This window comes from Streptomyces sp. NPDC090022, assembly GCF_044748145.1.
In the GTDB taxonomy this organism is placed as follows: domain Bacteria; phylum Actinomycetota; class Actinomycetes; order Streptomycetales; family Streptomycetaceae; genus Streptomyces.
Map to the genome: position 1 here is coordinate 1 of NZ_JBIVFN010000043.1, position 14,420 is coordinate 14,420.

Consider the following 14,420-nt stretch of genomic DNA (forward strand, 5'->3'; position numbering starts at 1 on the left):
ACCCGCCACGACACACCGTCCACGACCAGGTGGTGCGCCATCACCAGCAGACGCTGAGCGTCTTCGAACCAGACGGCCTGCACCATCACACCCGCATCCGGCGCCAGCCGCTCCCGCGCCGCACGCGCCTCAGCGGGGATCCCCACCTCCGCGCGCCGCAGGACATCAGCGGCCCGGACCGCACCCGGCTCGGACACCTCCAGGTTCCAGACACCCTCGCCCCGCACCAGGCGGGAGCGCAGCACGTCGTGGTGGTCGAGCAGGCGCTGGAGAGCACCCTCCAGACGCTCGTACGTCACGTCCGCCGGGGTCTGGACCAGCATGGCCTGGTTGAACCCGTCCACCGGGCCACCCAGCTCACGCAGCCACCCCACGATCGGGGTCTGCGCGACCACGCCCAGACCCGCCTTCGGGTCCTCCGTGGCCACACCCGTCACCGAGGTCGCCACCGCCGCCAGCGCCTCCGGCGTGCGGTGCTGGAACACCTCACGCGCCGAGAACACCAGACCCGCACGCCGCGCCCGGCTCACCAACTGGATCGACACGATGCTGTCGCCACCCAGCTCGAAGAAGCTGTCCTCCACCGACACCGACTCCACACCCAGCAGCTCGGCGTAGATGCCGCAGAGGATCTCCTCGCGGTCCGTGCGGGGCTCGCGGCCCTGACCGGCACCGGCGTAGTCGGGGGCGGGGAGCTGCTTGCGGTCGAGCTTGCCGTTGACGGTGAGCGGGAGGGCGTCCAGGGCGACGAAGGCGGCCGGGATCATGTAGTCGGGGAGGGCGGCGCCGATGTGGGCGCGCAGCGCGTCGGCGTCCAGGGCGGTGCCGGACGCCGGGACGACGTACGCGGCCAGGCGCTTGATGCCGGGGGTGTCCTCGCGGACGATCACGGCGTTGTGCGCGACCGAGGGGTGGGTGGCCAGGACCGTCTCGATCTCACCGAGTTCGATGCGGAAACCGCGGACCTTGACCTGGTCGTCGGAGCGGCCGAGGTAGTCGAGCTGTCCGTCGCGGGTCCAGCGGGCCACGTCACCGGTGCGGTACATCCGGGTGCCGGCCGGACCGTAGGGGTCGGCGACGAAACGTTCCGCCGTCAGGCCGGGGCGGCCCAGGTAGCCGCGCGCCAGACCGGCGCCCGCGAGATAGAGCTCTCCCGGGACACCGGGGGCGACTGGTCGAAGGGCGGCGTCGAGGACGTACGTCCGGGTGCCCGGGATCGGCGTACCCATCGACGGGAGGCCGGTGCCGGCGGCGAGCGGGGTCGAGGTCGTCGCGACGACCGTGGATTCGGTGGGGCCGTACGCGTTGACCATGCGGCGGCCCGGCGCCCAGCGGTCCACCAGCTCCGCCGACGTGGCGTCACCGCCAACGATCAGCGAGCGGAACTCCGGGAACTCGCCCACCGGGACGCTGGCGAGGGCGGCCGGCGGGATCAGCGCGTGCGTCACGCGTCCGGCCGTCAGGACCTCGGCCAGCACCTCACCGGCCAGCGGACCCGCCGGCGGCACCACCAGGGCCGCACCCGCGGCGAAGGTCATCACCAGCTCCAGCACCGACGCGTCGAAGCTCGGGGAGGCGAACTGCAGCACCCGGGCCGACGCGTCGACCGCGAACCGCTCCAGCTCCGCCGCCGCGAACGCCGCCAGCCCCGCGTGCGCCACCACGACACCCTTGGGACGGCCCGTCGAACCCGACGTGTAGATCACGTAGGCGGGGTTCGAGGGCGCGACCGCGATCGCCGGGCGGGAGACGGACTCCTCCCCCAGCGCCGGGAGTTCGCGCAGGACGAGGACCGGGCGGGCGTCGTCCAGCATGTACGCGATGCGCTCGGCCGGGTACTCCGGGTCCACCGGCAGGTAGGCGCCACCGGCCTTCAGCACGGCCAGCTGCGCGATGACGATGTCCACCGAACGCGGCAGCACCAACGCCACCACCGCCTCCGGACCGACGCCCTGGCCGGCGAGCCAGTGCGCCAGCCGGTTCGCCCGCGCCTCCACCTCCCCGTAGGAGAGGACGACATCGCCGGACACCACGGCCGGGGCCTGCGGCGTGGCGTCCACCGCCGCCTCGAACAGACCGTGGAACGTCACCGGAGCCAGCCCGGCATCCGGACCCACGGCCCACGCGCCCAGGACCCGGTCGCGCTCGGCCTCGGCCAGGACCTCGACCGCGCCGACCCGGACCTCCGGATCCGCCGCGACCGCCTCCAGGACGGCCACCAGACGACCCGCCAGCTCTTCGGCCGTCACCCGGTCGAACAGGTCCACGGCGTACTCGACACTGCCCTCCAGTCCGGACGTGCCGTCCGCCTCCGCGAGGGTGAAGGAGAGGTCGAACTTGGCGGTGTCCAGCCGGACCGGCTGGCGGCTCACCTCGACGCCGGGCAGGGCCAGCTGGTCGGAGGGGATGTTCTGGAGCTGGAAGGAGACCTGGAAGAGCGGGTGGCGGGCCATGGACCGCTCGGGGTTGAGCACCTCCACGAGCCGCTCGAAGGGCACGTCCTGGTGCGCGTACGCCGCCAGGTCCGCCTCCCGCACCCGCGCCAGCAGGTCGCGGAAGGTGGGGTCGCCGGTGAGGTCGGTCCGCAGGACCAGGGTGTTGATGAAGAAGCCCACGAGGTCGTCGAGGGACTCGTCGGTCCGCCCTGCGATCGGCGAGCCGAGCGGGATGTCGGTACCGGCGCCCAGGCGGTGCAGCAGCGTCGCCAGGGCCGCCTGCACCACCATGAACAGGCTCGTCCCGGACGTCCGGGCCAGCTCGTCCAGGCGGGCGCGGAGCTCTGCCGGGACGGTGAAGCCGATGGTGTCGCCGCGGTAGCTCAGCTGGGCCGGGCGCGGCCGGTCGGCGGGCAGGGCCAGCTCCTCCGGCAGGCCCGCCAGCGCCTCGCGCCAGAAGTCGACCTGCCGGGACAGCTCGCTCGCCGGGTCGTCCTCGTCGCCGAGGACCTCGCGCTGCCACAGCGTGTAGTCGGCGTACTGGACGGGCAGCGGCACGAACCGCGGCGCCGCACCGCCCAGCCGGGCTGCGTAGGCGCGGCCCAGGTCCCGGGCGAGGGGGGCCAGGGACCAGCCGTCGCCGGCGATGTGGTGGACGACGACGAGGAGCGCGTGGTCGTCGTCGGCGAGGGTGAGCAGGTGCGCGCGGACGGGGATCTCGCGGGTGACGTCGAAGCCCTCCCCCGCGGCCCGGGCGAGCGCGTCGTCCAGGGTCGGCGGGGTGACGGCGGCGCGGTGCAGCAGCGGGCGGGAGGCCGGGTCGGCCGGGTCCAGGACGAGCTGGCGGGGGTGGCCGTCGGTGTCGGGGAAGACGGTGCGCAGGGCCTCGTGGCGTTCGGTGACGTCGGCCAGGGCGGCCTCCAGGGCGCCGGCGTCGACGGACCCGCGCAGGCGCAGCGACAGGCCGAGGTTGTACGTACCGCTGGGGCCGTCGAAGTGGCCCAGGAACCAGAGGCGGCGCTGGGCGTGCGAGAGGGGGATCCGCGCCGGCCGGGCCTGCGGGAGCAGGGCGCGGCGGGCGTCGGCGGCCTCGTCGAGGGTGGTGGCGAGGGCGGCGACGGTGGGGGTCTCGAAGAGGGCGCGGACGGTGAGTTCGGCGCCGGCCTCGGTGCGGATGCGGCTGATGAGCCGGGTGGCGAGCAGGGAGTGGCCGCCGAGGTCGAAGAAGCTGTCGTCGACGGAGACGGTGTCGAGGTCGAGGACCTCGGCGAACAGGCCGGCGAGGAGGGTCTCGCGGGGGGTGCGGGGGGCGCGGCCGGTGGACAGGCCCGCGAAGTCGGGGGCGGGCAGGGCGCGGCGGTCGAGCTTGCCGTTGGCGGTGACGGGGAACGCGTCCAGGACCAGGACGGCGGCGGGGACCATGTAGTCGGGCAGGGTGGCGCCGACGTGGGCGCGCAGCTCGGCCGGGTCGGCGCCGGTGGCCGGCTCGGCGGGGACGACGTAGCCGACGAGGCGCTTGTCGCCGGGGCGGTCCTCGCGGACGAGGACCGCGCTCTGGGCCACGGCCGGGTGGGTCAGGAGGGCGGCCTCGATCTCGCCGGGTTCGATGCGGAAGCCGCGGATCTTGACCTGGTCGTCGGCGCGTCCGAGGTAGTCCAGTTCGCCGTCGGCGGTCCAGCGGACCAGGTCGCCGGTGCGGTACATACGGGCGCCGGGGGCGCCGTAGGGGTCGGCGGTGAAGCGTTCGGCGGTCAGCGCGGGGCGGCCCAGGTAGCCGCGGGCCAGGCCGGCGCCGGTGAGGTAGAGCTCGCCGGGGACGCCGGCGGGGACGGGGTTGAGGTGGGCGTCCAGGACGTAGACGCGGGTGTTGGTGATGGGGCGGCCGATGGTGGGGGCACCGGCGCCCGGGGTCAGCGGACTGGACATGGTGGCGCAGACGGTGGACTCGGTCGGGCCGTAGGCGTTGACCATCCGCCGGCCCTCGGACCAGCGGGCGACGAGCTCGGCCGAGCAGGCTTCGCCGGCGGTGACGAGGGTCATGCCGACGGGCAGCCGGGCCTCGCCCATCGCGGCGAGCACGACCGGCGGCAGGGTGGCGTGCGTGACGCGCTGCTCGGCGAGCAGGGCGGCGAGCGGCTCGCCCGCGGCCAGGCGTTCGGCGGGCGCGAGCACGAGGGCCGAGCCGGTGCCGAGGGTGGTGAGCATCTCCCAGATGGAGGCGTCGAAGCTGGGCGAGGAGAACTGCAGCACCCGGTGGCCGGGGCCGCCGCCGAACCAGGCGAGGTGGGCGGCGGCCATGCTGGCCACGCCGTGGTGGGTGACGACGACGCCCTTGGGCCGGCCGGTGGAGCCGGAGGTGTAGATGACGTACGCCGCGTCCTGGGGGGTGATGTCCGCGTCGGGGGCGGGCTCGGCGGGCAGTTCGACGGTGTCGAGCAGCAGCCGCGGGGTGCCGTCCTCGGGCAGGGCGCCTTGGAGGGCGGTGGTCGTGACCACGAGGGCCGGGCGGGCGTCGTCGAGGATGTAGGCGATGCGCTCGGCCGGGTAGGCCGGGTCGACGGGCACGTACGCGGCGCCGGTGCGCATCGCGGCGAGCAGGCTGACGACGGTGTCGGTGCTGCGGCCCAGGGCCACCGCGACGGAGCGGCCGCGGCCGGCGCCGTACCGGGTGAGGAGGGCGGCCAGGCGGCCGGCGCGGTCCTGGAGTTCGCGGTAGGTGAGGGTGGTGTCCTCGTGGACGAGGGCCGGCGCGTCGGGGGTGCGGGCGGCCTGGGCGGCGACGAGGGCCGGGGTGGTCGTGGCCGGGACGTCGACGGCGGTGTCGTTCCAGCCGGTCAGGAGCCGGGTGCGCTCGGCGGCGTCCAGCAGGTCGAGGGAGCCGACGCGGGCGGTGGGGTCGGCGGTGGCGGCCTCGATCAGGCGCAGGAAGCGGTCGCCGATGGTACGGGCGGTGTCCTCGTCGAAGAGGTCGCGGGCGAACTCGACGGCGCCGTCGAGGCCGGCGGGGCGGCCGTCGGCGTCGAAGCGCTCGCCGAGCCGGAAGGAGAGGTCGAACTTGGCGGTGTCGGTCTGGAGGTGACGGACCGTCGCGGTCAGCCCCGGCAGGTCCAGGGCGGGGGCCGCGTTGTCGTCCAGGGCGAGGGTGACCTGGGCGAGCGGGTGGCGGGCCAGGGAGCGGACCGGGTTGAGGATCTCCACCAGGCGCTCGAAGGGCACGTCCTGGTGGGCGTAGGCGGTCAGGTCGTACTCGCGGACCCGCTCGACCAGTTCGCGGAAGGTGGGGTCGCCGGACACGTCGGTGCGCAGCACCAGGGTGTTGACGAAGAAGCCGACCAGGTCGCCGAGCGCGTCGTCGGTGCGGCCGGCGATGACGGTGCCGACGGGGATGTCCTCGCCTGCGCCGAGGCGGTGCAGCAGGGCGGCGAGCGCGGCCTGGGCGACCATGAAGACGCTGGCACCGGTGTCCCGGGCGAGGGACAGGAGCCGCTCGTGGACCTCGGCGTCGAGGCGGAGGCCGATCCTGCCGCCCCGGTGGCCGGCGACGGCCGGGCGGGGGCGGTCGGCGGGCAGGGCCAGTTCCTCGGGCAGCGCCGCGAGGGCGTCCTTCCAGTGGGCGATCTGGCGGGCGAGGACGCTGCCGGGGTCGTTCTCGTCGCCGAGCACCTCCTGCTGCCACAGGGTGTAGTCGGCGTACTGGACGGGCAGCGGCTCGTACCGGGGGGCGGCGCCGCGCAGGCGGGCGGCGTAGGCCTGGCTGAGGTCGCGGGTGAAGGGGGCCACCGACCAGCCGTCGCCCGCGATGTGGTGCACGACGAGCAGCAGGACGTGCCGGTCGGGCTCGCGGGTGAACAGGTGGGCGCGTACGGGGATCTCGGTGGCGAGGTCGAAGCCGCGGGCGGCGGCGCGGGCGAGCCGCTCCTCGAGGTCGCGGGCGTCGGCGGCGGCCGTGACGAGGAGTTCGGGGCGGGCGTCGGCGGCGTCGAGGACGTGCTGGTGGGGGGCGCCGTCGACGACGGGGAAGACGGTCCGCAGGCTCTCGTGGCGGCCGGCGACGTCGGCGAGGGCGGCGCGCAGGGCGGCCTCGTCCACGCGGCCGGTCAGTTCGACGGTGAGGCCGTCGTTGTAGGCGGCGCGCCCGCTGCCGTTCTCCATCTGGTTGAGGAACCACAGGCGGTTCTGGGCGGCGGACAGTGGCAGCCGGGCGGGGCGCGGGCGCGGGGTCAGCGCCGGGCGGGCGGGGGTGGCGGCGAGGCCGAGGGCCTCGGCGAGGGTGGCGACGGTGGCGTTCTCGAAGACCGTGCGCAGGGTGAGTTCGGCGCCCAGTTCCTTGCGGATACGGCCGACCAGGCGGGTGACCTGGAGGGAGCTGCCGCCGAGCAGGAAGAAGTTGTCGTCGACGGAGACGACCTGCGTGCCGAGTACCTCGGTGAACAGCCGGCACAGGCTCTCCTCCGCGGCGGTGCGCGGGGCGCGGGAGGCGGCCGGGGCGGCGCTCTCCCGGGCGGCGTCCGCCGCGGCGGCGCGGTCGGCCGCGGCGCGGTCGGCGGCGGCGGTGCGGGCGTGCTCGGGCAGGCGGGAGGTGTCCAGTTCGAGGGAGGCGACGTCGTCGTCGAGCGCGGCGCTGCCCAGGCGGTGCAGGAAGTCGAGGAAGGCGAGCTGGTAGGCGCGCAGGTCCTGGTCCGCGTAGAGGTCGGGGTTGGCGTCGAAGTCGATCTGGAGGCCGGCGGAGGTGCCGCGGTCGTAGACGATGAAGGAGATGTCGTCGGCGGGGCCGATGGAGAGGTTGTGCGGGCGGGCGGTGTGGCCGGCGAACCGCAGGTCGTAGTCGAACATCATGATGTTGACGTGTGGGCCGACCAGGCGGCGGTCGTCGGCGAGCATGCCGAGGTCGCGGCGCAGGTCCTCGAACTGGTAGCGCTGGTGCTTCATCGCGGCGCGCATCTCGGCCGAGACCTGGTGCAGCAGGTCCCCGACGGTGGTGCCGGGCCGGATGGCGACGCGCAGCGGCAGGACGTTGGAGACCATCCCGGGGACGCTGCGGGCGTTCCTGCCCAGGCGGGTGGAGACGGGCAGGCCGAGGACGACCTCGGGGGCGCCGGAGAGGCGCTGGAGCCACAGGGCGACGGCGGCGATCAGCGCGGGCGGCCAGGTGACGGCGGCGTCGGAGGCCAGGGTGCGCAGCCGCTCGGTCTCGGTCCGGCCGAGGTGGGCGGTGCGGCGGGCCAGGGAGCGGGCCAGGGAGGGCTGCTCGCCCGAGAGGCTGATCGGCTCGGGGCACTCCTTGAGCCGGTCGATCCAGTAGGCGCGGTCGGTGCCGAAGCGCTCGGAGTCGCGGTAGGCGGCCTTCTCGTCGAGGAGCCGGGCGAGGGGGGCGAAGGGCGTGGCGGGTACGGGCTCGCCGGCGACGAGGGCGGAGTACACCTCGGCGGTGCGGCGGGCGACCATGTTGACGGTGAATCCGTCGACCAGCAGGTGGTGGTAGCGGTGCAGCCACAGGTGGCGGTCCTCGGCGACCTTGAAGAGCGCGAAGAGGAACAGCTGGTCGTGCTCGGTGTCCAGGGGGCGGGCGAAGTCCTCGGCCATCCAGGCGCGGGCCGCCGCGATCGGCTGGGGCGCGTCGCTGACGTCGACGACGTGCAGGGACCAGTCCAGGTCGGCCGCGGGCACGATCCGGGCGACGGGGCCGCCGTCGCCCTCGTGGAAGCGCAGGCGCAGGGTCTCGGCCTCGGCGACGACCTGGCGCAGGGCCTGCTGGAGGAGCGGCGCGTCCACCGGGCCGCCGATTTCCAGGAATTCGCCGGTGTTGAAGATCGTGTTCTGCGGATTCAGTGCTTGCGCGTACCAGACACCCGACTGGGCGGCGGTCAGCGGCAGCAGGACTCCCCGAACATCGGTCACAGCCACTCACCCTCATTGCGTCGACGGAAATCACGATCAGAGACCCTGTCTAACAGCGGGCTTTCGGCCGGGACAACGGCGGTTGCAGAAAGCTGCCACGCCCTGGGGGCACATCGCTCGCGTGCTAGCGTCGGCACATGACGAAAAAGACGGATGCGGAACCGACACTCGTCGATCGGTACATGCCGGAATGGCATTTCCGGGAACGGCATTGGATAGCCGTGGACGCCCCGCGGGACGAGGTGATGCGCGCGGCGCGCGAGATGACGTGGCGGGAGGCTCCGGTGGCCCGCTTCCTGTTCCGGTTCACCAAGAGCCGGCTCTCGGCGGACGGCCGGGTGATGGACGACTTCGCCAAGGACGGCGACACCGTGCTGGAGCTCTCCGACGACGAGTTGGTGTACGGCGGGATCGGCTCGCAGGCCGGTCCCGTGACGCCGGAGCGGCCCATGCGGGAGGTGTTCCTGCCGTACGCGGAGCCGGGCTGCACGAAGGCGGTCTTCACGATGCGGTACGCAAACGGAATTCTGTCGACGGAGACCAGGATCCTGGCGACGGACGAAGCGACCCGGCGCAGTTTCGGGCGGTACTGGAAGGTGATCCGGATTCCAAGCGGAATCGTCCGTCTCTCTTTCCTGTCCGCCGTCAAGCGCCGGGTCGACCTCCCCGCGAATCGATAGCGCCGCTACTTCTGGGCGTCCCGTACGAGTGCGATGAACCGGCCTGCCGTCGAGTTGCGGTAGAAATCCTGCGTGGTGACCTTCGGCAGGCCCTGGTCGCGCATTTCCCGCAGGACCCGGATGACCAGCAGAGAATTTCCGCCGAGTTCGAAGAAGTTGTCGTCCGGGGTGACGTCACAATTCAGTGCGTGCCCCCAGACCTTCAGGATCTGCTCGGTGAGCGGGTCCTGCCCGGGGTCCGCGCCCACGCCTTGGGCCGGGCCGCCCGCCGGGTCGCGGCCGGCGGCGGCGCCCGCCGCGGCGGGGGCGGGCAGCGCGGCCGTGTCCACCTTGCCGTTGATGGTCAGCGGGATCGCGGCCACCTCGGTCAGGGAGGCGGGGACCATGTAGGAGGGCAGCACCCCGCGGGCGTGGGCGAGGACGTCGGCGACGGCCACGGGTGCCCGCAGGGCGACGTAGGCGTCGATGCGGGCGGTGGCCGCGTCCCCGGGGACGTCGTACCGCAGGACGGTGGCGGCGCCCGCCACGTCGGGGTGGCTGAGCAGGACGTTGCGGATCTCGTCCAGCTCGATCCGGTGGCCGCGCACCTTGACCTGGCTGTCGAGGCGGCCGAGGTGGTCCAGGCTGCCGTCGGGGCGCAGCCGGCCCCGGTCGCCGCTGCGGTAGATCCGGCCGCCGCCGTAGGGGTCGGTGACGAACCGCTGGGCGGTCAGGTCGGGCTGTCCCAGGTACCGGTCGGCGACGCCGGCGCCGCCGACGCAGATCTCGCCCGCGGCGCCCGGCGGCAGCAGCCGGCCGCGCGGGTCGCGCACGGACAGGGTCCAGCCGGGCAGGGCGGGCCCCACCTTGCGGCCTGCGGCCAGGACGTCGGCCGGGGTGACGGTGTGGGCGGTGACGTGCACGGTGGTCTCGGTGATGCCGAACATGTTCACCAGGCGGCAGGCGGTGTGCGAGTGCCGCGCGAACCAGGGGGCGAGCATCCGCACGTCGAGCGGCTCGCCGCCGAAGACCACCAGGCGTACGCGGAGCGCCTCGGCCGGGGCGTGCCGGTCCGCCTCGACCACCTGGGCGAAGGCGGACGGCGTCTGGTTGAGGACGGTGACGCCCTCGCGCACCAGCAGCGCGTGGAACAGGTCGGTGTCGCGGGTCGTCCAGTAGTCCACGACGACCAGGCGGCCACCGGTCAGCAGGCAGCCCCAGATCTCCCAGACGGAGAAGTCGAAGGCGCTGGAGTGGAAGAGGGTCCACACGTCGTCGGGGCCGAGCCGGAAGTCCTCGCGGGTCGCCTCGATCAGGGCGGCGACGTTGCGGTGCGGGACGACGACGCCCTTGGGGCGGCCGGTGGAGCCCGAGGTGTAGATGACGTACGCGGGTGCCGTGCCGTCCTCGGGGCGCGGGGCGGGGGACCGTTCGGCGGCCGAAGCGCGCAGGGCGTCCGGGGTGACCGGGCGCACGCCCTCGAGTTCGGGGAAGCCGTCCTCGCCGGCGGCGACGACCACGGTGATGCCGGCGTTCTCGACGGTGTAGCGCAGCCGGTCGGCCGGGTAGCGCAGGTCCATCGGGACGTAGGCGCAGCCGGCCTTGAGGACCCCGAGCAGGGTGACGACGAGGTCGGCGTCGCGCTCCAGGGCCACGCCGACCATGGCACCGGGGGCGACGCCCAGGGCGCGCAGGCCGCCGGCGGTGCGCTCCGCGAGCGCGTCGAGTTCGGCGTAGGTGAGGCTGGTCCGGCCGGCGGTCAGGGCGATCGCGTCGGGGCGGGCGCGCACGACGTCGGCGAAGAGGCCGTCGATGGTGCGGGCGGCCGCGGCGGCGCTGCCGGTGGCGGGGGTCACGCCGAGGGCCAGCACCTGCCGGGTCTCCTCGGCGGTGAGCAGTTCGACGCTCTGCAGCGGACTGTCCGGAGCGGCCGCGAGCTGCGCGGCCACGTGCGCGACGTGGGCGGCGAACCGCGCGGCGACGGCCGGGTCGAGATCGCCCTGGTCGTGGCGGAGCACGCCGTCGGCGGTGCCGTCGGCGTACCGGGTCAGGTGCAGGACGCCGGGCAGCACGGGCGCGAGGTGCGGCAGGCGGCGCGTCCCCGGCCGGAATTCCTCCACGAGGAGGCCGATGCCGGCGATGTCGAGCAGACCGCCGTCGTACGCGGCCCAGCGGGCCGTGAAGGCGGCCGCGTCCTGGGTCTCGTCGACGGCCTCGCCGGCCCCGTAGCGGGCCAGGACCAGGGCGGTGGCGGCGGCCAGCAACGCCGGGTCGCCGGGCAGCGCCGGTACGGCGGCCTCGGCGCGCCGGCCGGCACGGGCCGGGTCCCCCAGGCCCCATTCCAGGACCGGCCGCCGGCCCGCGGGGACGGGGGCCGGGCCGGCGGGGGCCGGTGTGCAGGTGAGGGTGTCGGGGTCGAGGGCGAGGGTGTGGCGGGCGACGAGGACGAGGTCCGCGTCGCCGTCCCGGTAGTGCAGCAGGACGGCGCGCAGCGGCGGCCCGGCCGTGCGCAGCGGGCGTTCGGCCTCGCGGCGCACGCGGGCGGCGGCGGCCGGGTCGGTGGCGTCGTACGCCAGCCGCTCGTGCCACAGGCGCGGCTCGCCGGGGCCGTCGAAGGCGCCGGCCGCGCCGGAGCGCAGGCGCTGTTCGAGCTCCCCGGCATCGACAGGGCCCGGCATCCGGACCACCAGGCTGTGGCAGGACGCGGCCTGACTTCTCGACATGGTCGGACTCCTGTACGTACGGGAAGGGGGGCGGGGGTCAGCGGGCGCTGAAGCCGCCGTCGACGGTGAGGGTGGTCCCGGTGACCTGGCGGGAGTCGTCGCCGGCCAGCCAGAGGGCGGCGCCGGCGATGTCCTGCGGCTCGATGAGGGCGTTCATCGGCTGGGACTGGACGAAGATCTCCTCGTGCTCGGCGACGTCGACGTCGAGGGAGCGGGCGATCTCGGCGAGCATGCGGCCCTCGTGCAGCGGGTCGTCGCGGACCGAGCCGGGGCACAGGGCGTTGACCCGGACCCGGAAGGGCGCGTAGTCGAGGGCGGCGGCCTTGGTCAGGCCGACGAGTCCGTGCTTGGCGGCGACGTAGCCGGCGAAGTGCCGGTAGCCGACGAGGCCGGCGGTGGAGGCGACGTTGATGACGCTGCCGGAGCGCTGTTCGACCATGGCGGGGACGACGGCCTTCATCATGCGCCAGGCGCCGGTGAGGTCGATGCCGACCATCAGCTCCCACTCGTCCTCGGCGATCTCGTGCACGGCCTTGCCGGAGGGGGCGGCGATGCCCGCGTTGTTGAGCAGGACGTCGAGGGTGCCGAAACGATCCAGCGCCTGTTCGGCGACGGCCGCCACGGCGGCGGGGTCGCGGACGTCGGCGACCACGGTGTGCACCGCGGCCCCCTGCGCCCGGCACAGGCTCGCGGTGTGCTCCAGCTGGCTGCCCGAGCCCAGCGGGTACGGCACGCCGGCCACGTCGCCGGCCACGTCGACGAGCACCAGGTCCGCGCCCTCGGCAGCGAACCGGACCGCGCAGGAGCGGCCGAGGCCGCGCGCGGCGCCGGTGACGACGGCCGTCCGCCCGGTGAGGCGGCCGGCGGCCGGGGAGACGGCCGGGACGCCCGCCGGGGAGGCCCCGGTGGCGGGGTGGCCGGCGGTCGCGCCGGGGGCGGGCGCGCCGGGAGCGGCCGGGTGCCCGGCGGCGGGCGTGCCCGGGGTGGCGGTGGCCGTGCTCATGAGGCCGGCACCGCGGCGATCGCGTCGATCAGCGGCAGCGGCGACTCGGTGAGGTACATGTGCCCGCCGGCCGGCTCCACCAGCCGGAACGCCCCGGTGGTGGCCCGCCGCCACTCCTCGGCCTCGGCCCGGGTCACCAGCGCGTCCCCGGTGGCCCGCAGCGAGGTGATCGGGACGTGCAACGGCTCGTCGGAGGCGGGCCGGTAGTTCTCGTGCATCTCCACGTCGGCCCGCAGGATCGGCAGCAGCAGCTCGCGCATGTCGGGGTCGGCCAGCGCGTCGTGCTCGTACCCGGCGAACTCCTGCACCCGGGCGAGGAACGCCTCGTCGTCCAGGCCCGTCGCGCGCCGGGCACGGCCGGTCCAGGGGCCCGGGGAGCCGCTCACGTACAGGTGGGTGAGCTCCACCGACGGGTCCCGCTCCAGGCGCCGCGCCAGCTCGAAGGCGAGGACCGCGCCCAGGCTGTGCCCGAAGAGCGCGGTGGGCCGGCCCTCGGCGAGTTCGGCCAGGCGCGGGGCGAGCGCGTCGGCGGCCGTGAGCACGTCACGGAACGGCTCGTCGAGGAAGAGTTCCTCGCGGCCGGGCAGCTGCACCGGGACCACGCGCGGCGCGTGCGCGGGCAGGTCTTTCCAGGCGCGGTAGAAACCGGCGCCGCCCCCCGCGAACGGAAGGCACATCAGGGAGTGGGTCATGAGCGGCATCGCTTTCTGGGAAGCTGCGTGGGAGCCACGCTGTCATCGGGCCCGGACATGGACAACGGGCGTTGCAGATTGCTGCCAACGCCCGTCGTCCGGCCGCCCGGCGGGGGACGTCAGGCGGCGTCCATGGCGACGGCCAGCGACTTCGGCCGCATGTCCGTCCAGGACTCGTTGATGTGGTCCAGGCACGCCTGGCGGGTGTCCTCGCCGTGCGCCACGGTCCAGCCGGCCGGGACCTCGGCGAAGGCGGGCCAGAGGGAGTGCTGGTTCTCCTCGTTGACGAGGACCAGGTAGCGGGCGTCGTCGTTCTCGAACGGGTTGGTGGCCATGGCCGGTTCTTCCTCCAGTGCGGTTGCGGTACGGGATGCGGGGCGCGCGGGTCAGGCGGGCCGGGCGGCGAGCTGCTCGACGAAGGCGGGGAGCCGGTCGACGCCCCAGTACTTGTCGAAGCCGCTGATGAAGAAGGGGACGCCGAACACACCGTCGCGGTGCAGGGAGTTCAGCGCCTTCAGCCCGAGGTCGCGGATCCGCGGGTCCTCGTGGGCCGTGGCGAGCACCTCGGGGTCCAGGCCCAGGGTCTCGCCGATCTTGCGCATGATGCCGTGGTCGGAGATGTTCTCGCCGAGCTCCCAGCGGGCCCGGTAGGTCTCGGCGATGAACTCCGGGCCGCGGCCGAGTTCGGCCGCCGCCAGGTACGCCAGGTGGGAGACCTCCCAGCGGGGGGCCGGGTCGACCGGCCAGACCATCTCCAGGCCGCGGGAGCGGGCCAGGCGGCGGACGTCCTGGAGGATGTAGAGGTGCTTCTCCTTGGACATCGGGACGTAGGGCAGCTTGATGTTGCTGCGTTCGAGTTCGTCCAGGGCCGGCTCGTCCGGCTCCCAGAACGGCAGCCACTCGATCCGCTCGGCCACGTCCGCGTGGTGGTCCACCAGGTCCCGGTAGGCCATCCACGAGTAGGGGCTGCGGAAGGAGAAGTACCAGCGCGGTCCGCGTCGTGCCATCAC

The 14,420-nt window shown here is 74.5% G+C and carries 7 protein-coding genes; 1 reads left to right on the forward strand and 6 read right to left on the reverse strand.

What is annotated here, in order from left to right; all coding sequences use genetic code 11:
* The coding region (locus ACIPXB_RS36565) for an amino acid adenylation domain-containing protein (RefSeq protein WP_401457233.1) at positions 1–8,333 on the reverse strand (8,333 nt) is incomplete at its 3' end.
* 182 nt (positions 8,334–8,515) lie between these two features.
* Between ACIPXB_RS36565 and ACIPXB_RS36570 the strand changes: the two genes are divergently transcribed.
* Complete coding sequence (locus ACIPXB_RS36570) at positions 8,516–9,013, forward strand: hypothetical protein (RefSeq protein WP_401457236.1); 498 nt, start codon at positions 8,516–8,518, stop codon at positions 9,011–9,013.
* Between the two features lie 5 nt (positions 9,014–9,018).
* Here ACIPXB_RS36570 and ACIPXB_RS36575 read toward each other — a convergent pair whose 3' ends face one another.
* The 5 genes from ACIPXB_RS36575 to ACIPXB_RS36595 all read right to left on the reverse strand — a co-directional run bounded on the left by ACIPXB_RS36575 (position 9,019) and on the right by ACIPXB_RS36595 (position 14,417).
* On the reverse strand, positions 9,019–11,715 hold the full coding sequence (locus ACIPXB_RS36575; protein ID WP_401457238.1) for an amino acid adenylation domain-containing protein: 2,697 nt from the start codon (positions 11,713–11,715) through the stop codon (positions 9,019–9,021).
* A gap of 37 nt (positions 11,716–11,752) precedes the next feature.
* Complete coding sequence (locus ACIPXB_RS36580) at positions 11,753–12,718, reverse strand: SDR family oxidoreductase (protein WP_401457240.1); 966 nt, start codon at positions 12,716–12,718, stop codon at positions 11,753–11,755.
* Complete coding sequence (locus tag ACIPXB_RS36585; RefSeq protein ID WP_401457241.1) at positions 12,715–13,410, reverse strand: thioesterase II family protein; 696 nt, start codon at positions 13,408–13,410, stop codon at positions 12,715–12,717. The genes ACIPXB_RS36580 and ACIPXB_RS36585 overlap by 4 nt, the downstream gene beginning before the upstream one ends.
* A gap of 119 nt (positions 13,411–13,529) precedes the next feature.
* The gene (locus ACIPXB_RS36590) at positions 13,530–13,745 is read right to left on the reverse strand and encodes an MbtH family protein (protein WP_401457244.1); all 216 of its coding nucleotides are present in this window, start codon (positions 13,743–13,745) and stop codon (positions 13,530–13,532) included.
* A 51-nt stretch (positions 13,746–13,796) separates the two neighbouring features.
* The gene (locus ACIPXB_RS36595) at positions 13,797–14,417 is read right to left on the reverse strand and encodes a 2-hydroxychromene-2-carboxylate isomerase (RefSeq protein WP_401457246.1); all 621 of its coding nucleotides are present in this window, start codon (positions 14,415–14,417) and stop codon (positions 13,797–13,799) included.
* Between the last annotated feature and the right edge of the window lie 3 nt (positions 14,418–14,420).